Genomic DNA, 21,678 nt, shown 5'->3' on the forward strand with positions numbered 1-21,678 from the left:
TGTCTACGCATCGAATAAAGAGGGAGCAATATGAAAGCTGTCATACTCGCCGGCGGTTTGGGCACGCGGCTTAGCGAAGAAACCACCCTGAAGCCGAAGCCGATGGTCGAGGTCGGCGGCAAGCCCATCCTGTGGCACATCCTGAAGAGCTACTCGGCGCACGGCATCAACGATTTCGTGATCTGCTGCGGCTACAAGGGCTATGTGATCAAGGAATTCTTCGCCAACTACTTCCTGCACACCTCGGACGTCACCTTCGACCTGCAGCAGAATTCGATGGAAGTGCACGCGCGCCACGCCGAGCCGTGGCGGGTGACCCTGGTCGACACCGGCGAGAACACCCTGACCGGCGGGCGCCTGAAGCGCGTGCGCAGCCACGTCGAGCACGACGAGGCGTTCTGCTTCACCTACGGCGACGGCGTGTCCGACGTCGACATCGGCGCCACCCTGAAGTTCCACCGCGAACACGGCAAGCTGGCCACCATGACGGCGGTGCAGCCGCCGGGCCGCTTCGGCGCCATCGACATCGACGGCCAGCGCATCGAGCGCTTCACGGAAAAGCCGCAGGGCGACGGCAACTGGATCAACGGCGGCTATTTCGTGCTCTCGCCCAAGGTCATCGACCGCATCGACGACGACGCCACGGTGTGGGAAAAAGGCCCGCTGGAAAGCCTGGCGCACGACGGCCAGCTGGACGCCTACCAGCACCGCGGCTTCTGGCAGCCGATGGACACGCTGCGCGACAAGGTGGCGCTGGACGAGCTGTGGGACAGCGGCAAGGCGCCCTGGAAAAGCTGGCCATGAAGCCATCGTTCTGGCAAGGCAAGCGCGTCTTCCTGACCGGCCACACCGGCTTCAAGGGCAGCTGGCTCAGCCTGTGGCTGCAGCAGCTGGGCGCCGAGGTGACCGGCTACGCGCTGCCGGCGCCCAGCTCGCCCAGCCTGTTCGACGCGGCCGGCGTGGCACAGGGCATGCAGTCCGTGGCCGGCGACATCCGCGACGCGGACGCCTTGCGCGCGGCCATGCTGGCGGCCAGGCCGGACATCGCCATCCACATGGCGGCCCAGGCGCTGGTGCGCTATTCCTACGCCCATCCGGTGGAGACCTACTCCACCAACGTGATGGGCCTGGTGCATTTCTACGAGGCGGTGCGCGCGGTCAACGCGCAAGGCGGGGCCATCAGGGCGGTGGTCAACGTCACCAGCGACAAGTGCTACGAGAACCGGGAATGGCCGTGGGGCTACCGCGAGAACGAGCCCATGGGCGGCTACGATCCCTACAGCAACAGCAAGGGCTGCGCCGAACTCATCACCAGCGGCTACCGCAGTTCCTTCTTCAACCCTGAAAAATACGCCGAACACGGCGTGGCGCTGGGCTCCGGCCGCGCCGGCAACGTGATCGGCGGCGGCGACTGGGCCGAGGACCGTTTGATCCCGGACATGGTGCGCGCCATCGCGGCCGGCCGGCCGGTGCAGATCCGCAACCCGCACGCGATCCGCCCGTGGCAGCACGTGCTGGAGCCGCTGTCGGGCTACCTGACCCTGGCCGAGCACCTGTATGAACACGGCGCGGCCTACGCCGAAGGCTACAACTTCGGCCCGCACGACACCGACGCGCGCCCGGTCGAGTGGATCATCGGCCGCCTGTGCGCCAGCTGGGGCGACGGCGCCTCCTGGGAGCTGGACGGCGCGCCGCAGCCGCACGAGGCGACCTATCTGAAGCTGGACTGCTCCAAGGCGCGCAGCCGCCTGCAGTGGCAGCCGCGCTGGAACCTGGCCCATACCATCGACCAGATTGTGGCCTGGCACCAGGCCCATGCGGCCGGCGCCGACATGCGCGCGCTGACCCTGGCGCAGATCGCGTCCTATCAAAACACCGAACACCAAATTTAAGGCTGGAACCATGAGCGATACCCCTAACCAAGAACAACTGCGCGAGCAGATCATCGCGCTGGTGGCGCAGTACGGCGCCCTGGCCAGCCAGCCCAAGGCTTTCGAGCCGGGCGTGACCGTCATACCGCCGGCCGGCAAAGTGGTGGGCGCGCCCGAGATGGAGCTGATGGTGCATGCCTCGCTGGACGCCTGGCTGACCACCGGCCGCTTCAACGACCAGTTCGAAGCCAAGCTGGCCAAGCTGATCGGCGTGCAGCACCTGATCACCGTCAATTCCGGCTCCTCGGCCAACCTGGTCGCGTTCAACACGCTGACCTCGCCCAAGCTGGGCGCGCGCGCGATCCAGCCGGGCGACGAGGTGATCGGCGTGGCGGCGGGCTTCCCCACCACGGTCAACCCCATCATCCAGTTCGGCGCGGTGCCGGTGTTCGTGGACGTCGAACTGGGCACCTACAACATCGACGTGACGCAGCTGGAAGCGGCCATCGGCCCGAAGACCAAGGCCATCATGCTGGCCCACACGCTGGGCAACCCCTACAACCTGGACGTCATCGTCAAGCTGTGCAAGAAGTACAACTTGTGGCTGGTCGAGGACTGCTGCGACGCGCTCGGTTCGACCTACGACGGCAAGATGGTGGGCACCTTCGGCGACATCGGCACCATGTCCTTCTACCCGGCGCACCACATCACCATGGGCGAGGGCGGCGCGGTGTTTACCAACAACGCCGACCTGAAGATGATCGCCGAGTCCTTCCGCGACTGGGGCCGCGACTGCTATTGCGCGCCGGGCAAGGACAACACCTGCGGCAAGCGCTTCTGCCAGTGCTTCGGCACCTTGCCGGCCGGCTACGACCACAAGTACACCTACAGCCACCTGGGCTACAACCTGAAGATCACCGACATGCAGGCCGCCTGCGGCCTGGCCCAGATCGACCGCGCGCACGGCTTCATCCAGGCCCGCAAGGACAACTTCGCCTTCCTCAAGGAACGCCTGCAGACCTGCGCCGAGTTCCTGATCCTGCCCGAAGCGACCGAGAATTCCGACCCCTCATGGTTCGGCTTCCCGATGACCATCAAGCCGGAGGCGAACGTGTCGCGCGTCGACCTGCTGACCTATCTGGACCAGCACAAGATCGGCACCCGCTTGCTGTTCGCCGGCAACCTGACGCGCCAGCCTTACATGATAGGCCGCAACTACCGCGTGTCCGGCGAGCTGGTCAACACCGACCGCGTGATGAACGACACCTTCTGGATCGGCGTGTTCCCCGGCCTAAGCCGCGAGATGCTGGAATACGCGGCCACCAAGATCGAAGAATTCTTCGGCGTCGGCTTCTAAGGAGATGGTTGTGCAAGAGAAAATCAAGGTCGCGCAACTGGTGGCCGAAAAACTCGAACAGATGGGCATCCGCCATGTGTTCGGCATTATCGGCGCCGGCAATGTGCACCTGTTCGAGGCCATCACCCGCCACGGCTACAGCGAAATCGTGTGCGTGCACCACGAGCAGGCCGCCTGCATGGCGGTGCAGACCTATTACCGCACCCACGGCCGCCTGGCCGCCGCCCTGCTGACCACGGGCGCCGGTTCGACCAACGGCGTGACCGGCGTGGTGTCGGCCTGGGCCGACTCCATCCCCTGCCTGGTTATCGCGGGCAACGAGAATTCCAAGTTCACCTTCCCGGAAAACCCGCTGCGCATGTGGGGCGTGCAGGGCTACGACTCCTGCCAGATGGTGCGCCAGGTGACCAAGTACGCCGAACGCGTGACCAAGGCCGAGCAGACCCTGTCCATGCTGGACGAGGCGGTGCACGTGGCGCTGGACGGCCGTCCGGGTCCGGCCTGGGTCGAGATTCCGATGGACATCCAGTCGACCCGCATGGAACGCGACGCCATGGCGCGCTTCGAGGCGCCGACGCGCGCGGCCGCCCTGCCGGCCGCCGCCGAGGCGCAGCTCGACAGCGTGCTGGACGCGCTGCTCAAGGCCGAACGGCCGGTGCTGTGGCTGGGCAACGGCATCCGCCTGGCCGGCGCCGAGCGCCAGATCGTGCCGCTGCTCGAAGCGCTGGGCGTGCCGGCGCTGCTGTCCTGGGCCGGCATCGACATGGTGGACTCGGACCATGCGCTGATCTTCGGCCGCGCCGGCGTGTACGGCCAGCGCGCGTCCAACTTCGTGCTGCAGAACAGCGACTATGTGCTGGCCATCGGTACCCGCCTGGCCATCCCGCAAGTGGGCTACGACCTGAAGGAACTGGCGCGCGCCGCGCGCATCGACCTGGTCGACATCGACGCGGCCGAGGCGGCCAAGCACGGCGAGCGCACCACGCAGAAAATCGTGGCCGACGCCAAGGCCTTCATCACGGCGCTGCAGGCGCGCGTGGCCGCGCTGCCGGCCGCCCCCGCGCCCAAAGCGGCCTGGCTGGAGCGCTGCCGCGCCTACGAGGCGCAATTCCCCTGGGTGGGCGAGGAGCACGCCGACAAGGGCGGCTTCATGAACTCCTACCGCTTCATGGAGCGCCTGAACGCGCACTTCAAGCCGGACCAGGTGGTGGTCACCGACATGGGCACGGCCCTGCTGTGCGGCCACCAGGTGCTGCGCTTCAAGGACGGCCAGCGCCTGATGACCTCCACCGGCCTGGGCGAGATGGGCTACGGCCTGCCGGCCGCGCTGGGCGTGTCCTTCGCCAACAACCGCGGCGAAGTGATGTGCTTGAACTGCGACGGCGGCATCATGATGAACCTGCAGGAATTGCAGACCATGGTGCATCACCAGCTGCCGATCAAGCTGTTCATTTTCAACAATGACGGCTACCTGATGATCAAGCACACGCAGAACTCGCTGTTCAAGAGCGGCTACGTGGGCACGGACGCCAAGTCCGGCGTGTCCTGCCCGGACTTCTCCAAGCTGGCCAAGGCCTTCGACATCCCGGCCTTCCAGATCCGCCAGTGGGACGAGGTCGACGGCACGCTGGCGCAGGTGCAGGCCGCCACCGGCCCGGTGATCTGCGAAGTGTTCATGCATCCCGAGCAGCTGTTCTCGCCCAAGCTGTCGGTGGTGGCCAAGCCGGACGGCAGCCTGGTGTCGCCGCCGCTGGAAGACCTGTCGCCGCTGCTGCCGCGCGAGGTGCTGGAACAGGCCATGCTGGACGGCCTGCACGAGAAGTCGAAATCGCTCTGATATGGAGACGCTGGCCATACTGGGCGCAAGCAGCCAGATCGCCAAGGACCTGATCCGCTCCCTGGTGCGGGACGGGCAGAGCAGCCTGCTGCTCTACGTGCGCGACTGCGAGGCCATGCGCGCCTGGCTGGCCGGCGAATTCGCCGGCCAGCCGCACGCGCCGCTGCGGGTGGCCGGCTACGACGAGTATGACACTGTGCCGCACGACGCCGTGCTCAACTTCGTCGGCGTGGGCGACCCGCAGCGCGCAGCGCAAATGGGCGGCGACATCTTCGCCATCACCCAGCAGTTCGACGATCTGGCGCTGGCCGGCCTGCGCCGCCATCCGCAGCGGCGCTACCTGTTCCTGTCCAGCGGCGCGGCCTACGGCAGCGACTTCGCCGCCCCGGCTTCGGCCGACATGCGCGCCACGGTGGCCATCAATGCGCTGCAGCCGCAGGATTATTACGCGGTGGCCAAGCTGCACGCCGAATGCAAGCACCGCGCGCTGCCGGACCTGGCCATCACCGACTTGCGCGTGTTCAATTATTTCAGCCGCGCGCAGGACATGGCGGCGCGCTTTTTCATCACCGACATGCTGCGCGCCATCCGCGACGGCAGCGTGCTGCACACCGCGCCCGGCTTCATGGTGCGCGACTACCTGCATCCGCAGGATTTCCACCAGCTGGTGCGCCGCGTGCTCGACGGCCCGGCGGCCAACCAGGCGCTGGACTGCTACAGCGCCGCGCCCATCGCCAAGCCCGAACTGCTGGCACTGATGCAGCGCCGGTTCGGCCTGCGCTACGAAATCGGCGAGACGCTCCCGGGCGCCATCGTCAACGCCACCGGCGGCAAGCCGCACTACTATTCGCTGAACCGGAAAGCCGCCGAATTGGGCTACCAACCGGCCTTTACTTCCGAGAAAGCCATCACCCTGGAATCGGCGATAATGCTGGGCAGGCCCGCAGTACTCGACCAGATCATGGACGCCAAATGAAACCATCCGCCCCACTCAAGATAGCCATTATCGGCTCCGGCAACATCGGCACCGACCTGCTGATCAAGGCCATGCGCTCGCCGCACCTGACCTGCACCCTGTTCGCGGGGCGCAACTTCAACTCGGCCGGCATGAAACGCGCCAGCCAGCTGGGCGTGCCGATCTCCGACCGCGGCATCGAGGCCATCGTCGACAACCCGTCGATCTGCGACCTTGTGTTCGACGCCACCTCGGCCCAGGCCCACGTCGAGCACTGGGCCGCGCTCGACAAGCTGGGCAAGACCGTGATCGACATGACCCCGGCCAAGCTGGGCGAGTTCTGCATCCCCGCCATCAACGCCCAGGCCTGCCTGGACGCGGGCGGGCGCAACATCAACATGGTCACCTGCGGCGGCCAGTCCTCGATCCCGATCGCGCACGCGATCGGCAATGTGCACGCCGACATCGAGTACGTGGAAGTGGCGTCCAGCATCGCCTCGCGCAGCGCCGGCCCGGCCACGCGCGCCAACCTGGACGAATACATCGAAACCACCGAGGACGCGCTGCAGCGCTTCTCGGGCGCGCGGCGCGCCAAGGCCATCCTGATCCTGAACCCGGCCAACCCGCCGATCGACATGCAGACCACCATCTACGCCAAGATCACGGACCCGGACCTGCCGGCCATCCGCGCCGCGGTGGAGGCCATGGTGGAGCAGCTCAAGACCTATGTGCCCGGCTACCAGCTGATCGTGCCGCCCACCCTGGACGGCGGCCGCGTGGTCACCACCATCAAGGTGATGGGCAACGGCGACTACCTGCCGCAGTACGCGGGCAACCTCGACATCATCAATTGCGCGGCGATCGCCATGGCCGAACGCCTGGCCGTCGCGCGCAACGCCAAGGAGCGCCAGCATGGCTAAGAAAATCCTCATCAGCGACCCCACCCTGCGCGACGGCAACCACGCCGTACGCCACCAGCTCAGCCGCGAAAGCTTCGTGGCCTACTGCCAGGCGGCCGAGGCGGCGCGCGTGCCCATCGTCGAAGTGGGCCACGGCAACGGCCTGGGCGCCTCGTCCATGCTGGTCGGCGAATGCCGGCTGACCGACGAGGACATCCTGGCCACGGCGCGCGCCAACCTGAAGGACACGCGCCTGGGCATCCACGTGATCCCCGGCTTTTGCACCATCAAGAAGGACCTGACGCGCGCGGTCGAGCTGGGCGTGGACGTGTTCCGCATCGCCGCCCACTGCACCGAGGCCGACATCACCGACCGCCACATCAACTACGTGCGCCAGACCGGCAAGGAAGCCTGGGGCGTGCTGATGATGAGCCATATGGCGACCCCGGCGGTGCTGCTGGAGGAGGCGCGCAAGATGGAATCCTACGGCGCCGAAGCCATCATCATCATGGATTCGGCCGGCGCCTACTTCCCGGACGACGTCAAGGAACGCATCGCGACGCTGGTGAACGGCCTGTCGATCCCGGTCGGCTTCCACGGCCACAACAACCTGGGCATGGCGGTGATCAACTCGGTGACGGCCGTCAACGAGGGCGCCACCATCATCGACGGCACCATACGCGGCTTCGGCGCCGGCGCCGGCAACACCCAGCTTGAAGTGCTGGTGGCCGTGTTCGAGCGCATGGGCTTCGAAACCGGCATCGACCTGTACAAGATCCTGGACGCGGCCGACATCGCCGAGAAGGAATTCAACCCGGTGGCGCCGTCGATCTCGCCGCTGTCCATCGTCAGCGGCCTGGCTGGCGTGTTCTCCGGCTTCGCCAAGCCGGTCGCGCGCGCCGCCGCCGACTACAACGTCGATCCGCGCGACATCTTCTTCGGCCTGGGCAAGCGCAACGCCGTGGCCGGCCAGGAAAGCCTGATCATCGAGGTGGCGCGCGCGCTGGCCGACCAACAAACCGCCGCCGCGAAAGGCTGAACCATGAGCGACAAATCGAGCAGCAACGCAAGCAGCAACGCTGAAATGCGGCAGGACTGCCTGGCCGCCTGCGCCGACCAGCACGACCTGCGCGCCGGCCTGGCGCGCCAGCACATCGCCGTCACCGGCGGCACCGGCTTCCTCGGCACCTGGATCGCCGAGATGGTGGCCGCCCTGAACGACGAGTACGGCCTGGGCATCACGCTCGACCTGTACGCGCGCAACATCGCCGACTGGCCGCAGAAATACCAGCACCTGGCCGGCCGCCTCGACATCCGCCTGCGCCGGCAGGACGTGCGCTCTTCGTTCGAGTTCGCGCGCAGCACCAGCTATGTGATCCACGCGGCCGGCATCCCGAACAACCGGGTGCACGCGTCCGACCCGCTGCGCGTGCTGCAGACCAGCACGGCCGGCATCGCCAACGCGCTGGAGGCGGCGTCCCAGCTCGACGGCCTGCTGCGCTTCGTCAACGTCAGCTCCTGCCTGGTGGCCGGCGCGCCGCAGGGCCCGGGCGCGATCGGCGAGCAGGACAGCTTCCCCATGCCGCCGGGCCAGCCGCACAATGTGTACGCCGAGGGCAAGCGCGGCGCGGAAATGCTGGCGGCGGTGTACCGCAGCCAGTACCGCCTGCCGGTCTCGACCGTGCGGCCATTCACCCTGACAGGCGCCTACCAGGAGCTGGACCGCCCCTGGGCCATCAACAACTTCCTGCGCGACGCGCTCACCAGCGGCGAAATCCGCATCCACGGCGACGGCAGCGCGCGGCGCAGCTATCTGTACGGCAGCGACGCGGCCTGGTGGTGTTTGGCCGCGCTGGTGCGCGGCGTGGACGGCGAAGTCTACAACCTGGGCGGGGCCACCCCGGTCAGCCACCTCGAGCTGGTCAAGCTGATCAGCGAGCGCGCCTCGCCGCGCCCGCGGGTGGCCCTGAACACCCTGCCGAACCGGCCGCAGCGCGACGACGACCTCTTTCCCGACCTGAGCGCCACCCAGCGCCGCCTGGGCGTGCGCGAAACGTGCACGCTGGAGCAAGTCATCGATAAAACCTACCGCTGGTTCCACCACACGCCGCGCGCCTGAACCGCGCCGGTCAAGGACAACATGAGTATTCCAACCGAGATCCACGCCGCCCATCCCGCACTGGCCCAGGTGGCCGACCAGGCCTTCAAGCAGGCCGCGCAAGGCCAGCTGCCGCTGGTCGAACTGTTCGGCCTGGCACCCCAGCTGGGCGAGATTGGCGCCGCCGACCTCGCGGTCCAGCTGTACCGCTTATGGCTGGACAACACGCCGTCGCCGCTGGCCTACGCGGCCTGGTTCAACCTGGCCGTGCTGCTGGTCAACCGCGACGACGTGGCCGCCGAGGCGGCCTACCGCAAGGCGCTGGAGCAGCACCCGGCCTTCGTCGAGGCGCTGCTGAACCTGGGCACCCTGCTGGAGCGCCTGAAGCGCCCCGAGGAATCGCTGGTGCTGTGGCGCCAGGCGGTCGAGCTGTCGCCGGCCAACGCCAAGCCGACCCGCGCGCTGCGGGTGCAGGCGCTCAACAACATCGGCCGCCTGCTGGAGATCCTCAAGCGCATGCCGGAGGCGGAAAAAGCGCTGGCCGACAGCCTGCGCCTGGAGCCGGACCAGAAGAACGTGATCACGCACTGGGTGCACCTGCGCCAGAAGCAGTGCAACTGGCCGGTGTACGACACCGGCATCGGCGTGAAGAAGAAAAAGCTGATCGAGTCGACCTCGGCGCTGGCCATGCTGAGCGCCTCGGGCGACCCGGCGCTGCAGCTGGCCGCCTCGCAGCGCTACGTGGAGGAGAAGGTGCGCAAGGGCGTGGCGCCGCTGGCCACCGGCGGCTACGCCCACCCCAAGCTGCGCGTGGGCTACCTGTCGTCGGACTTCTGCTCGCACGCGGTGTCCATCCTGACGGCCGAGCTGTACGGCCTGCACAACCGTGAAGAATTCGAGGTCTTCGGCTTCTGCTGGAGCCACGAGGACGGCTCGCCGCTGCGCGCCCGCGTGATCGCCGGCATGGACCACCACATCCGCATCGGCGGCCTGTCCGACGAGGAGGCCGCGCGCCTGATCCGTTCCTGCGAGATCGACATCCTGGTCGACCTGCACGGCCTGACCCTGAACGCGCGCCACGACATCCTGTCCTGGCGCCCGGCGCCGGTGCAGATCACCTGGCTGGGCCTGCCCGGCCCGACCGCGCTGCCCGAGATCGACTACGTGATCTCGGACCCCTTCGTGCTGCCGCCCGAGCTCGAGCCTTTCTTCACCGAAAAGCCGCTGCACATGCCGCACACCTTCCAGATCAACGACCGCCAGCGCCAGATCGGCCCGCGCCCGACGCGCGCGGCCTGCGGCCTGCCGGAGGACGCTTACGTGTACTGCGCCTTCAACAACACCTTCAAGATCAACCCCGAGGTGTTCGAGAGCTGGATGCGCATCCTCAAGGCGGTGCCGGACAGCGTGCTGTGGCTGGTGGCCGAGAGCCCGGTGGTGCGCACCAATCTGCGCCGCCAGGCCGAGCAGCTGGGCGTGTCCACCGAGCGCCTGCTGTTCGCCGAGCGCGTGGTGCCGGCCGAATACCTGGCGCGCTACCAGGTGGCCGACCTGTTCCTCGACACCGCGCCGTTCGGCGGCGGCACCACCGCCAGCGACGCGCTGTGGGCCGACCTGCCGGTGCTGACCTGCGCCGGCAAGACCTTCTCCTCGCGCATGGCGGGCAGCCTGCTGCTCGCGGTGGGCCTGCCGGAGCTGGTCACGCACAATATGGCCGACTACGAGGCGATGGCGATCCGCCTGGGCCGCGAGCGCGCGCTGAGCGCCGAGCTGCACCGGCGCCTGGAGGCCAACCGCCTGAGCTCGCCGCTCTTCGACAGCGCGCGCTTCGTGCGCGACCTGGAGCAGCGCTTCAAGGACATCGCCGTGCGCCCGGCCCCGGCCGAGACCGTCAGCGGCCTGCCGCTGGTGAGCATCCTGATCCCGACCCACAACCGGCCCGACTACGCCGAACTGGCGCTGCAGAGCGCGCTGGCGCAGACCTATCCCAACATCGAGATCATCGTCAGCGACAACAGCGACGACGAGGCCACGCGGGCCCGCTTTGCGCCCTACCTGGCGCAGCACCGCCATATGCGCTACTACCGCGTGCCGGGCTACGGCCCGCTGGAAAACGCGATGAACACCTTCAACCATGCGCGCGGCGACTACATCAACTTCCTGATGGACGACGACCTGTTCCATCCGGACAAGATCGCCAGCATGATGGGCTATATGCTGACCGATGCCAAGATCGGCCTGGTGACCTCCTTCCGCCAACTGATCGACGCGGCCGGCAACGACATCCCGCCGGTGCCGGGCACCGAGCGCCTGTTCGAGACCGAGGCGCGGGTGTCGGGCGCCTCGCTGGGCCGCATGCTGCTGACCGAAGGCAACAACATCATCGGCGAGCCGACCACCGTGCTGATACGCAAGAGCGCGCTGGACCAGCGCTTCGGCGTGTTCCTGGGCCGCCAGTACACCATCCTGTCGGACGTCGCCACCTGGCTCTCCATCCTGAAGGAGCACGACGCGGTCTACCTGCCGCAGACGCTGAGCTACTTCCGCCTGCACGGCGGCCAGGACCAGCGCCTGGAAGTGAACAAGATACGCGCCAACCTGGACTGGATGCAGCTGTACGCGGACGCCACCGAGATCCAGGTCTACCTGGACGACCGCGCGGCCGCCGAGGAAGTGCTGGCCAGCAAGCTGACCACCATACTGTGGTACCTGGGCACGAACCGCGGCCAGGTGCGCAGCAGCGCGCTGCCCCTCGAGCCCATCCAGTCGCTGGTGGCGCAGGTGACGCGGCTGCTGCTGGCCTCGCCCGAGGAAGGGGCGGCATGAAAACCCGCCCCTACATCATCGCCACGCCCAGCTACTGCGTGAGCGCGGGCGTGCGGGTGATGCACATGCTGTGCCACGAGCTGAACAGCCTGGGCTTCGACGCCAGGCTGCTGCTGACATCGAACATCAGCCCGCCCGGCGCGCCGCTGGTCAATCCGGAGCTGAACACGCCCATCATCAACGGCGTGTTCGCCGAGCAGTGGGAAGCCATCAACGACGAGGCCATCGTGATCTGCAGCGACGGCCTGCCGGGCAACCCCTTCAACGCCAAACGCGTGGTGCGCTACATCCTGGGACGGGAGGGCGAAGCGGCGGCCGAGGGCGAATTCAAGCTGTACTACTCGCGCGCCTTCGCGGCCGACAAGAGCGCACCGGTGCGCACGCTGTACTACCTGCCCATCGACCTGAACCTGTTCAACCCCAACCACGCGCCGGCCCGCACGCAGGACATGCTATGGCTGGGCAAGGGCGCCAGGTTCTGCACCGAGCGCCCGCCCGGCGCCATCGACATCAGCTACAGCTGGCCGCCGACCCGGCCCGAGCTGGCCGAGCAGCTGCGCCGCACGCGCTACCTGTATTCCTACGACGTGGTGAGCGCGACCAACCTGGAAGCCATCCTGTGCGGCGCCGTGGTGATCGTCAAGCACCTGAGCTACCACCACTGGGAATGGACCCGGGCCGACATGGACGAGTTCGAATTCGGCACCGGCGGTTTCGCCTTCGACGACAACGAGGAGGAGATCGAGCACGCCTTCAACACGCGCGGCGAGCTGCTGGACCGCTGCCGCGCCATCACCGCCGCCTACCGCCCGCAGCTGCTGGAGTTCGTGGCGGCCAGCCAGGCCCACTTCCGGTTCTGAGCAGGCGTAAAAAAAACCGGCCGAGGCCGGTTTTTTTACGTCCGCCGACGTCAGGGTTCGCGGATCGATTCGTCCAGCGCCTTGGTCAGCGGCCACAGCAGGTAGGACATGACGGAGCGCTTGCCGACCACGATCTCGGCGGTCAGGGTCATGCCGGGCAGCATGCGCGTGCCGTCCAGCTTGCGCAGCCCGACCGCGCCCAGCTCCACCGTGCCCAGGTAGTAGGCGTCCACGCCCTGCCCCGCCTGCACCTGCTCGCGCTTGAAGGAATCCGAGCTGACGTTGACCAGCTTGCCTTCCAGCATGCCGTGCTTCTGGTAGGGGAAGGCGTCGATCTTCACGTGCGCCAGGTCGCCCGCCTTGACGTGGCCGCTGTCCAGCGAGTCGATCTGCACTTCGGCCTCCAGCTTGGCGCCCAGCGGCACCAGGGTGAACATGGTCTCGGCGCCGCGCGCCACCGAGCCGGGCGAGACCTTGGCCACTTCCAGCACCACCGCGTCGGCCGGCGCCACCAGCTGCACCAGCTTGTTGCGCCGGTCGGCCTTGGTCAGCTGCTCGTTGATGCCGTCGCGGTCGCGGGTGGCGGCCAGCAGGTCTTCCATCATCTTCTGGCGCCAGTTCTTGCTGAAGGCGGACTGCTCGGCCACGGCGGCGGCCAGCTCGCGCTGCATTTCCAGGTCGCGGCTGCGGCCCACCACCAGGCTGCGTTCGACCTCCAGGCGGCGGTCGCGCGCTTCCAGCAGCTGCATCTTGGCGCCGAAGTTCTCGGCCACCAGGCGCTCCTGCATGGCCTCGATCTCGGACAGCGACTTGAGGCGCTGCGCCAGCACCTGCTGGTCGCGCTGGTTGGTCTCGATGCCCGCCTTCAGGCGCGCGATGTTCTGCTCCATCTTGTTCTTCTGGGCCTCGAAATTGGCCTGGCGCTCGACCGACAACTGCGCCTGCAACTGCTGGTCGGCGCTGCCGCCGCCGGTGCCCAGGCTGGCGCCGGGCTTGCCCGCCAGCTCGGCGCGCAAGCCCTCGGTCTGGGTGTCCAGGCTCTTCAGGCGGGTGCGCAGCTGGTCCTCGTCGGCCTGGGTGAAGGTCGGGTCCAGCGTGGCCAGCACCTGGCCTTTTTTCACCACCTGGCCGGCGCGCACATTGATGGCCAGGATGGTGGCCGTGTCGAGCGGCTGCACCACGATGTTGGTGGTCGGATTGACCAGGCGGCCGTGCGCCATCACCACCTGCTCGACGGTGGAGAAGTTGGCCCACAGGATGAAGGCGACGAACAGTCCGGCCAGCACGTGCAAGGTCATGCGCAGCCAGGTCGGCAGGGGATTGCGCTCGATGGCGTCGGCGTCCGGCAGGAACTCGATCTCGGTCCGGCCGCGGCGGCGCGTCGGGCTTACAGGTGGCTTGTTTGCTGGTTCCATAAATGCTGATAAGTGTCGCTACGGGTAAGCAATTCCTGGTGGGTGCCGGCGTCGACCAATTGGCCGCGTTGCATGACCAGGATGGCGTTGGCGTTGACCAGGGTGGAGAGGCGGTGCGAAATCATCACCACGGTGCGGCCGACGGCGATCTTCGACAGGTTGCGGATGAAGATGGCTTCGCTTTCCGGGTCGAGCGCGGAGGCCGCCTCGTCCAGGATCAGGATGCGCGGTTTGGCCAGCAGCGAGCGCGCGATCGACAGGCGCTGCTTCTGGCCGCCGGACAGATTGCTGGCGCTTTCCTCCAGCAAGGTGTCGTAGCCCATGGGCAGGCGCTCGATGAACTCGTCGGCGCCGGCGGCGGCCGCCGCCGCGGCGATCTCCTCGAAGGTCGCGTCCGGCTTGGTCACGCACAGGTTCTCGCGCACGGTGCCGCGGAACAGGAAGTTCTCCTGCAGCACGACGCCGATCTGGCGCCGCAGGTGCGACAGCTCGATCTCGCGGGCGTCGACGCCGTCGAAGCGCACGATGCCTTCCTGCACCGAATACAGGCCCTGGATCACCTTGGTCAGCGTGGTCTTGCCGGAACCGCTGCGGCCCACCACGCCGACCACGGTGCCGGGCTTGATGGTGAAGCTGGTGCGGTCCAGCGCGGCGACCTGGGAGCCCGGATAGCGGAAGGTCACGTCGTCGAAGCGGATCTCGCCGTCCAGCACCGGGCGCAGGCCGCCGGCGCCGGCGCGGCCTTCCGGCGCGCGGTTCATGACCTCGCCCAGCATTTTGACCGACAGCGCGGTCTCCTGGTATTCGTTGACCAGGCCGACCATGGAGATCAGCGGGCCCGTGACGCGCTGCGACAGCATCTGGAAGGCGATCAGCGCACCGACCGAGAGACCGTTGTTGAACACTTCCTGGGCGCCGATGACGATCAGCACCACCGGCATCAGCTTGCCGAGGAAGTCGGTCATGGCGTTGCCGGTGATGGAGATCATGCCGACCCGGAAGTGCATGGTGATGGCCTCGGCCGAACGCTGGTCCCAGGTGCGGCGCTGGGCCGGCTCGATGGCCAGCGCCTTGACCGTGCGCATGCCGTGGATGGTTTCGACCAGCATGCCCTGGCGCTGGCCCTCGGCCGAATACAGCGCGGCCAGGCGGCGGTTGTAGGCCGGCACCATGGCCACCACGATCAGCGCGATCATGGCCGTGAAGGCCAGCACGATCATAGCCAGCTTGACCGAGTAGCTGAACAGGATGGGCAGGAAGATCACCAGCGACACCAGGTCCAGGCCGGTGAAGAACAGGCGTCCGGTGAGGAAGTTGCGGATCTTTTCCAGCTGCTGCATGTGGCGCGTGACGACGCCGGCCGTGTGGGTCTCGAAGTAGTCGATCGGCAGCGACAGCAGATGGCTGAAGGTGCGCCGCGTCAAGCGCATGTCGATCTTGTTGGAGGCGGCCAGGGTCAGCATCTGGCGCAGGAAACCGAAGGCGGCGTCGAAGATGAGCGCGATGCCGATGCCGGCGGCCAGCACCCACAAGGTGGTGACGGCCTGGTGCGTGAGTACCTTGTCGATCACCAGCTGGAAAAAGATGGGCGAGGCCAGCGCCAGCAGGTGCATGGCGATGGCGGCGATGAAGATGTCGCGGTAGGCCGCCTTCTGCTTGAGAATCTCGGGAATGAACCAGCGCAGGCCGAAGGGCTGGTTGGGGTCGGTCAGCTTGTGCTGGCGTTTCAGGAACAGCACCTGGCCTTCCCAGCGCGAGCAGAAGTCGGCCTGGGCCACCATCACCACGCCGGCGGCGCCGGCGGCCGGGTTGAGCACGGCCACCGAGGCGCCCTCGCCGCCCGTGCTGGGCTGCTTGGCGCCCACCACGATCACCATATTGCCGTCGCGCAGGCGCGCCATCAGCGGAAACACGCCTTCCTGGGCCAGCATGCCGTCCCAGTCCAGGCGGCCGGCCTTGGCCTTCAGCCCGATGTCGGCGGCGATGCGCAGCAGCAGGCCGTCGCCGGGCTCTTCGGCGCCCAGCGCGTAGTCATCGATCAGACGTTCGGGATTGATCTGCAAGCCATGGTGCTGCGCGATCGCGGTCAGGCACTGGATGGCTGTGTGGGGAAATTTATCGTGCATCGTCTCGGTTGGGCTAGTAAGTGCGAGTTGCATCCGTGCAAGATACACCCGGTCTGGGGATTCTACCGCAGACAGCCGGCAAGAAGGGCTATCTTGCCGCTTTTCCGGGGCGCTTGGAAGGGCCGCGTTCGCTTATTGTCGGCTTATTGCACGGCAGCCAGCCAGCCTTGGGCGCGCACGGTCAAACCGTCGTGCCAGCCGGGCAGGCGCAGGCCCTCGCCGGGCCCCGCCATGGCGGCCTGGCCGGGCCGCGCCGGGCCGGTTTTGCCCAGCCCGAAGCTGGCCAGGTTGTCCGCCATTTGCGCCACGCAGGCGGCCATGTCGATGCGCCCGCCGCCCGCCCCGCCCTGCGCCAAGGCGCCGCCTGTGCAGGCCGGCGCCGTGTGCGTGTAGGAAGAGAGCGCCTCGACCAGGCCGGTGACGCTGCCGCGCAGATCGCCCGCGCCCTTGCCGGGCACCGCGCTGCTGCCGGCGAACCAGACCCCGGCCGCCGTGTAGTCGGCGCCGTCCCCGCTCTGGCTGGCGGCGTTCAAGCCCGCGATGTTGCTATCCCCCCACACCCGCAGCGCAGCCGGGGCCTGGCCGCCGGCAACCAGGGCGGTCAGGACGCTAGCGGCTTGCCGCGGGTTCAGCTCTGCGATGGGTAGGGTGTTGATGGCCATGGGGTCCGCCTCGATAGTGGGTGTATAGAAAGAATTCTATTCCCTGAGCGCGGAGGCCAAAGCCAAGAGGAAAGCGGCAAGACGGGCTGTCCTGCCGCTTTTGAAACGGCACCGGCTACCTGGCTGCGGCTAGCATGCCCATGCCGTCGATGCGGTTGCCGTGCAGCGCGGTCAGGCGCAAGGGGTCCGCGGGCGCTGTCTGCGGGACCACGCCGCACAGCACGGGAGGGTCGAAGCGGTTCAAGGCATCGGCCAGTTGCGCCACGTTGGCGGAGACGCCGGCGGACAGGCCGGTGGATAAATCCGGGGCCACGGCGGCCGGCCGCGCGGCCACGAACCAGACGTCGGCTGCGGCGTGGCGCAGGCCGTCCTCCGTCTCGAAGGTCGAGGTCAGCGCAGCGACGTTACCGTGCTCCACTTTCCTGCCCGGCACCACGTCGAGGTTCAGCCTGGCGATGCGCAGTTCCGCCAGCGTCTTGAGCTCGCCATGCTGGCTGACGCCGTCCGCGTTGGCATCGACCCAGGCCCGCAGCGCCGAGTACAGGGCGTCGCGGCTGTCGACCACGCCGTCGGCGTTGCCGTCGAGCGCGGCCAGCGCCTCGTAGCCGCTGCGCGCCGTGCCGCCGCCGGCCAGTCGCGTGGCCGAACCGAACAGTTCGGAGCCGTCACTGATGACGCCGTCGCCGTCGCGGTCCAGGGCCAGCAGGCCGTCTCCTTCGCCCACCCAGCCGACGGCGCCCTTGGCGCCGTCGGCGCGCAGGTCGAAGTGCACACCGTCCAGGATGCTGCGGGTGCGCACGCCGTTGCCATCCAGGTCGAGCACCAGCGGCGTGGAACTGCTCAGCTCGGCAAGCTGGGCGGTGGTCATGACGCGGGTCTGGTCGCTGGTCAGCGCCACGATCTGCAGCGTGGTCAGGGCCGCCATGTGCTTCAGGCTCAGGTGCGTGATCTGTTGCGTGGACAGCGCGGCGATATGGGCCGCCGTCAGCGCCACGAGCTGCTGCGTGCGCAGGGCTTCGATGCCGCGGGTGCTGATGGCCGCCACCTGGGCGGTGCGCAGCGCGGCCAGCTGGACCGGACGCAGCGCGGCGGTTTCCGCCGTCGTCAGCGCCGCCACCTGCTCGGACGCCAGACCTTGCGCGAAGGCCAGCGGATTCAGGGCCGCCAATTGCTGCGTCTGCAGGCTGACCAGTTGGTCCGTACTGAGCGCGGCCAGCTGGTCCGAACGCAGGCCCGACGCGGCGCCGGCGGACAAGTTGCGCAGGTCGGCGGTCCTCAGGGCCGCGATGCTGGCCGCCTGCAGCGCGCCGGCCTGGGCCGAGTTCAGCGCGGCCAGCTGCTGCGATCCCAGCGCCGCCACCTGGTCCGTGCTCAGGCCATTGGCGATGCTGGACGTGCTCAGCGCGGCGATGTTGTTGGTGCGCAGCGCGGCGACCTGGGCGGTGGCCAGCGCCGCCACCTGGTCGGTGCGCAGGTTGGCGACGACGCTGGCCGACAGCATGACCAGGTCCGCCGTCTCCAGCGCGCGCATGGCAGCCGTGCCCAAGCCGCTGACCTGGCTGAGCGTGAGCGCTGCCGCCTGGGCCGGCAACAGGGCCACGATCTGGTCGGTCGAGAAGGCCGCCATCTGGACCGCCTTCAGGCCGCCCAGGGCGGCCACTTTGAAGGCAGCCAGGTCCTGCGTCTCCAGCGCCGCGATGGCGCCGGTCGAGAAGGCTGCCAACTGGGGCGCGCCCAGGGCGGCGGCGGCGGCTGTGCTCAGCGCGGCCACCTGGTCCGTCCCCAGGCCAAAGGCGATGGCGGCCGTGCCAAGCGCAGCCACCTGGCTGGTCAGCAAGCCGGCGATCTGCCAGGTGGCCAGCGCCGCCAGCTGGTCGCTGCGCAAGCCGCCGATGGCGGCCGCGCTCAGGCTGCGCAAACTGTTGGTGCCCAGTGCCGCGATGCTGGCCGCCTGCAAGGCGCCGGCCTGGGCCGGACTGAGCCAGCCCAGTTGCTGTGGCGTCAGCGCCGCCACCTGGTCCGTGCCGAGCACGTTGGCGATGGCACTGGTGCGCAGCGCGGCGATGGCGGTGCTGCGCAGCGCCGCCATTTGCGCCGTCGCGAGCGCGGCCAGCTGGTCGCTGCGCAAGCTGCCGAAGGCGGCGCCCGAGAGCTGCACCAGGTCTTCCGTTTGCAGGGCGCGGATAGCGTCCGTGCTCAGCGCGCCCACCTGGCCGCTGGTCAGCGCGGCCGCCTGCGCGGTGCGCAGCGCCACGACGTGGGCGGTACCCAGCGCCTGCAACTGCTGCGACGCGAGGGCGGCGACGGCGGCCGGTTTCAAGGCGGCAAAGTCGGCCGTTTCCATGGCCGCCAGGCTGGCGCTCGCCAGCGCGGCCACTTGCGGCGCGCTCAGCGCCGCCGCGCCCGCCGTGCTCAGGGCCTGTATCTCGTCCGGCTGCAGGGCGGCCGCCAGCGCGGCCGTGCCCAAGGCAAGCAACTGTGCCGGCAGCAAGGCGGCGATCTGATCCGTCGTCAGCGCCTGGGCCTGGTCGGTGCGCAGGCCGGCCATGGCGGCGGACCCGATAGCGCGCAAATCGGCGGTCTTCAGCGCGGCGATATTGTCCGTGCCGAACGCTGCCAGCTGTTGCGAAGCCAGCGCCGCCAGCTGGTGCGAGGCCAGCGCCGCCACCTGGTCCGTGGACAGGCCGCCGGCGATATTGGCCACGCTGAGCGCCGCCACCGCGGCCGGACGCAACGCGGCCAGCTGGCTGGTCGACAGCGCGGCCGCCTGGTCCGGGCGCAGGCGCGCGATCACGGCCGGCGCCAGCGCCGCCACGCTGGCGGTGCGCAGCGCGCGGACCACGTCGGTGCCCAGCACCGCCACCTGGGCGGTCGACAGCAGCGCCGCTTGCGCCGTAGCCAGCGCCGCCGCGTGGCTGGTGCTCCACGCTCGCAACTGCGAGGTGTTCAGGGCGGCCACGGCGGCCGGTTTGAGCGCGGCGAAGTCGGCCGTCTCCAGGGCGGCAATGGCGGCGGTGGAAAAGGCGGCCAGTTGGGACGCGCCCAGCGCGGCCGCTTCTTCCACGGTCAGTGCGACGGCCTGATCCGATCCGAGTCCGGCCGCGATGGCGGCCGTCGACAGGGCGGCGACCTGGCTGGTCAGCATGGCCGCGATCTGGTCGGTGCGCAGCGCCGCCAACTGGTCCGAACGCAGGCCGGCCATGGCGCCCGGCGTCAGGCTGCGCAGGTCCGCCGTGCGCAGCGCGGCCACGCTGGCGGTCTGCAAGGCGGCCAGTTGCAGCGGGTTCAGCGCGGCCAGCTGGTGCGAAGCGAACGCCGCCACCTGGTCGGTGCTGAAGCCGGCGGCGATGGCGGCCGGGCTCAGCGCCGCGATGGCGGCACTGCGCAAGGCGGCGATCTGGCCGGTGCCCAGCGCGGCCAGCTGCTGCGAGCGCAGGCCGGCAAAGGCGGCGGCCTGCATGGCTGCCAGGTCAGCGGTCTGCAAGGCGGTAATGGCGGCGCTGCCCAGCACGGTCAATTGGGCGCTGCCCAGCACGGCGGCCTGCGCCGTGGTCAGCGCCTGCACCTGGTCCGTGCCCAGCGCCTGCAGCTGGTTGCTCTTCAGCGCTGCGATGGCGGCCGTTTTCAACGCCGCGAGGTCCTGCGTCTCGAGCGCGGCGATGCTGGCCGATGAAAACGCCACCAGTTGCAATGCGCCCAGCGCGGCGGCGGCGGACGTGCTCAGCGCCACCGCCTGGTCGCTCGTCAGGCCCGCCAATGCGGCCGGCGTCAAGGCGGCCAGCTGGCTGCTCGACAGGCTGTAAAACTGCGCCGTGGCGAAGGCGGCGAGCTGCTCGCTGCGCAGCCCGGCGGCGGCAGCGGCGGACAGGCCGCGCAGCGCGGCCGTGGCCAGGCCTGCAAGGCCAGCCGTGGCCAGGCCGGCCGCTTGCGCAGCGTTCAGGGCCGCCAGATGCTGCGAGCCCAGCGCCGCCACCTGGGCGGAGCCGAGGCCGGCGATGCTGGCCGTGTTCAGCACGCCGATGGCGGCGCTGCGCAGCACCGCGATCTGCTGCGTGGCCAGCGCGCCCAGTTGCCTGGAATTGAGGGCGCCCATCCAGCCCGGCGCCAGCACTGCCACGTCGGCCGTCTCCAGCGCCGCGATGGCGGCGGTGCCGAAGCCGGCGGCCTGCCCACTGTGCAGCGCGGCGGCTTGCGCCGTGCTGAGCGCTGCCACCTGGTCCGTGCCGAGCGCCGCCAGCTGGCCGCTCTTCAGGGCGGCGAAGGCGATGGAGGACAGGCTGCGCAAGTCGTCCGTTTTCATGGCGGCGATATTGGCGGTGAGCAGGACGGCCGCCTGCGGGCCGTTCAGCACGGCCAGTTGGTGCGAGCCCAAGGCCGCCACCTGCGCACTCGACAGCGCTTGCAGCTGCGCGCTGCCCAGGCCGCGCACGGCAGCGCTCTTCAGCGCGGCAATATCGTCAGTGGACAGCGCCGCCGCCTTGGCGGCGCCCAGCGCGGTCACCTGCGCGGACGTAAGCGCACCGGCCTGCTGTGTAGACAGCACCGCCACTTGCGCGGTGCTCAAACCGAACGCGATCTGCCGGGTGCTCAAGGCCTGGATGTGGGCGGTGGTCAGGGCCCGGATTTGCTCAGAACTCAATGTCGCCAGCGTGGCCGTCTCGATCCCGGCGATCTGGGTCGTGCTCATGACTGCAATTTGCTCGCTATTGAAATAAAAGCCCATCCGGTTCCTTGAGGCGGCTAAGGGCCGCTTGCATAAAAAATAATTAGAT

General features: G+C 68.6%; 14 protein-coding genes. 10 read left to right on the forward strand and 4 right to left on the reverse strand.

The window, feature by feature from the left end; translation table 11 throughout:
- Positions 1 to 30 precede the first annotated feature (30 nt).
- Genes rfbF through ACSQ8Y_RS23335 form a run of 10 tightly spaced genes read left to right on the forward strand, consistent with a single transcriptional unit; the run spans position 31 to position 12,703 of the window.
- The gene (rfbF, locus tag ACSQ8Y_RS23290; protein ID WP_436268785.1) at positions 31 to 804 is read left to right on the forward strand and encodes a glucose-1-phosphate cytidylyltransferase; all 774 of its coding nucleotides are present in this window, start codon (positions 31 to 33) and stop codon (positions 802 to 804) included.
- The gene (rfbG, locus tag ACSQ8Y_RS23295; RefSeq protein WP_436268786.1) at positions 801 to 1,892 is read left to right on the forward strand and encodes a CDP-glucose 4,6-dehydratase; all 1,092 of its coding nucleotides are present in this window, start codon (positions 801 to 803) and stop codon (positions 1,890 to 1,892) included. The genes rfbF and rfbG overlap by 4 nt, the downstream gene beginning before the upstream one ends.
- Positions 1,893 to 1,902: 10 nt before the next feature.
- The gene (gene rfbH, locus ACSQ8Y_RS23300) at positions 1,903 to 3,228 is read left to right on the forward strand and encodes a lipopolysaccharide biosynthesis protein RfbH (RefSeq protein ID WP_436268787.1); all 1,326 of its coding nucleotides are present in this window, start codon (positions 1,903 to 1,905) and stop codon (positions 3,226 to 3,228) included.
- 10 nt (positions 3,229 to 3,238) lie between these two features.
- On the forward strand, positions 3,239 to 5,065 hold the full coding sequence (locus ACSQ8Y_RS23305; RefSeq protein ID WP_436268788.1) for a thiamine pyrophosphate-binding protein: 1,827 nt from the start codon (positions 3,239 to 3,241) through the stop codon (positions 5,063 to 5,065).
- Between the two features lies 1 nt (position 5,066).
- Positions 5,067 to 6,041 (forward strand): NAD-dependent epimerase/dehydratase family protein, encoded by a 975-nt coding sequence (locus tag ACSQ8Y_RS23310; protein WP_436268789.1) that lies wholly within the window; start codon positions 5,067 to 5,069, stop codon positions 6,039 to 6,041.
- On the forward strand, positions 6,038 to 6,940 hold the full coding sequence (locus tag ACSQ8Y_RS23315) for an acetaldehyde dehydrogenase (acetylating) (RefSeq protein ID WP_436268790.1): 903 nt from the start codon (positions 6,038 to 6,040) through the stop codon (positions 6,938 to 6,940). The genes ACSQ8Y_RS23310 and ACSQ8Y_RS23315 overlap by 4 nt, the downstream gene beginning before the upstream one ends.
- The gene (gene dmpG, locus ACSQ8Y_RS23320; protein ID WP_436268791.1) at positions 6,933 to 7,958 is read left to right on the forward strand and encodes a 4-hydroxy-2-oxovalerate aldolase; all 1,026 of its coding nucleotides are present in this window, start codon (positions 6,933 to 6,935) and stop codon (positions 7,956 to 7,958) included. Before ACSQ8Y_RS23315 ends, dmpG begins: the two co-directional genes overlap by 8 nt.
- Before the next feature lie 3 nt (positions 7,959 to 7,961).
- Positions 7,962 to 9,038, forward strand: coding sequence for an NAD-dependent epimerase/dehydratase family protein (locus tag ACSQ8Y_RS23325; RefSeq protein WP_436268792.1), 1,077 nt, complete (start codon positions 7,962 to 7,964; stop codon positions 9,036 to 9,038).
- Positions 9,039 to 9,059: 21 nt separating this feature from the next.
- The gene (locus ACSQ8Y_RS23330) at positions 9,060 to 11,843 is read left to right on the forward strand and encodes an O-linked N-acetylglucosamine transferase family protein (RefSeq protein ID WP_436268793.1); all 2,784 of its coding nucleotides are present in this window, start codon (positions 9,060 to 9,062) and stop codon (positions 11,841 to 11,843) included.
- Positions 11,840 to 12,703, forward strand: a complete 864-nt coding sequence (locus ACSQ8Y_RS23335; protein WP_436268794.1) for a hypothetical protein — start codon at positions 11,840 to 11,842, stop codon at positions 12,701 to 12,703. Before ACSQ8Y_RS23330 ends, ACSQ8Y_RS23335 begins: the two co-directional genes overlap by 4 nt.
- A gap of 50 nt (positions 12,704 to 12,753) precedes the next feature.
- Here the strand turns inward: ACSQ8Y_RS23335 and ACSQ8Y_RS23340 are convergent, their stop codons facing one another.
- The 4 genes from ACSQ8Y_RS23340 to ACSQ8Y_RS23355 form a co-directional block, all read right to left on the reverse strand.
- Positions 12,754 to 14,118: an HlyD family type I secretion periplasmic adaptor subunit gene (locus tag ACSQ8Y_RS23340; RefSeq protein WP_436268795.1), complete on the reverse strand. Its 1,365-nt coding sequence runs from the start codon at positions 14,116 to 14,118 to the stop codon at positions 12,754 to 12,756.
- Entirely contained in the window at positions 14,091 to 16,244 is a 2,154-nt protein-coding gene (locus tag ACSQ8Y_RS23345) for a peptidase domain-containing ABC transporter (protein ID WP_436268796.1), read from the reverse strand. The genes ACSQ8Y_RS23340 and ACSQ8Y_RS23345 overlap by 28 nt, the downstream gene beginning before the upstream one ends.
- Before the next feature lie 143 nt (positions 16,245 to 16,387).
- Complete coding sequence (locus tag ACSQ8Y_RS23350) at positions 16,388 to 16,906, reverse strand: hypothetical protein (protein WP_436268797.1); 519 nt, start codon at positions 16,904 to 16,906, stop codon at positions 16,388 to 16,390.
- Between the two features lie 115 nt (positions 16,907 to 17,021).
- Complete coding sequence (locus tag ACSQ8Y_RS23355) at positions 17,022 to 21,593, reverse strand: heme utilization protein (protein WP_436268798.1); 4,572 nt, start codon at positions 21,591 to 21,593, stop codon at positions 17,022 to 17,024.
- Positions 21,594 to 21,678: the final 85 nt, after the last annotated feature.

The sequence above is a fragment of the Pseudoduganella sp. LjRoot289 genome (assembly GCF_964252925.1).
Classification (GTDB): domain Bacteria; phylum Pseudomonadota; class Gammaproteobacteria; order Burkholderiales; family Burkholderiaceae_D; genus Rugamonas.

What these genes read in the sequence shown, in the direction of transcription:
- ACSQ8Y_RS23325 (WP_436268792.1), top strand. Translation starts at nt 7,962, where the DNA reads ATGAGCGACAAATCGAGCAGCAACGCAAGCAGCAACGCTGAAATGCGG.
- dmpG (WP_436268791.1), top strand. Translation starts at nt 6,933, where the DNA reads ATGGCTAAGAAAATCCTCATCAGCGACCCCACCCTGCGCGACGGCAAC.
- ACSQ8Y_RS23340 (WP_436268795.1), bottom strand. Translation starts at nt 14,118, where the DNA reads ATGGAACCAGCAAACAAGCCACCTGTAAGCCCGACGCGCCGCCGCGGC.
- ACSQ8Y_RS23345 (WP_436268796.1), bottom strand. Translation starts at nt 16,244, where the DNA reads ATGCACGATAAATTTCCCCACACAGCCATCCAGTGCCTGACCGCGATC.
- ACSQ8Y_RS23350 (WP_436268797.1), bottom strand. Translation starts at nt 16,906, where the DNA reads ATGGCCATCAACACCCTACCCATCGCAGAGCTGAACCCGCGGCAAGCC.
- rfbG (WP_436268786.1), top strand. Translation starts at nt 801, where the DNA reads ATGAAGCCATCGTTCTGGCAAGGCAAGCGCGTCTTCCTGACCGGCCAC.
- ACSQ8Y_RS23355 (WP_436268798.1), bottom strand. Translation starts at nt 21,593, where the DNA reads ATGAGCACGACCCAGATCGCCGGGATCGAGACGGCCACGCTGGCGACA.
- rfbF (WP_436268785.1), top strand. Translation starts at nt 31, where the DNA reads ATGAAAGCTGTCATACTCGCCGGCGGTTTGGGCACGCGGCTTAGCGAA.
- rfbH (WP_436268787.1), top strand. Translation starts at nt 1,903, where the DNA reads ATGAGCGATACCCCTAACCAAGAACAACTGCGCGAGCAGATCATCGCG.
- ACSQ8Y_RS23315 (WP_436268790.1), top strand. Translation starts at nt 6,038, where the DNA reads ATGAAACCATCCGCCCCACTCAAGATAGCCATTATCGGCTCCGGCAAC.
- ACSQ8Y_RS23310 (WP_436268789.1), top strand. Translation starts at nt 5,067, where the DNA reads ATGGAGACGCTGGCCATACTGGGCGCAAGCAGCCAGATCGCCAAGGAC.
- ACSQ8Y_RS23335 (WP_436268794.1), top strand. Translation starts at nt 11,840, where the DNA reads ATGAAAACCCGCCCCTACATCATCGCCACGCCCAGCTACTGCGTGAGC.
- ACSQ8Y_RS23330 (WP_436268793.1), top strand. Translation starts at nt 9,060, where the DNA reads ATGAGTATTCCAACCGAGATCCACGCCGCCCATCCCGCACTGGCCCAG.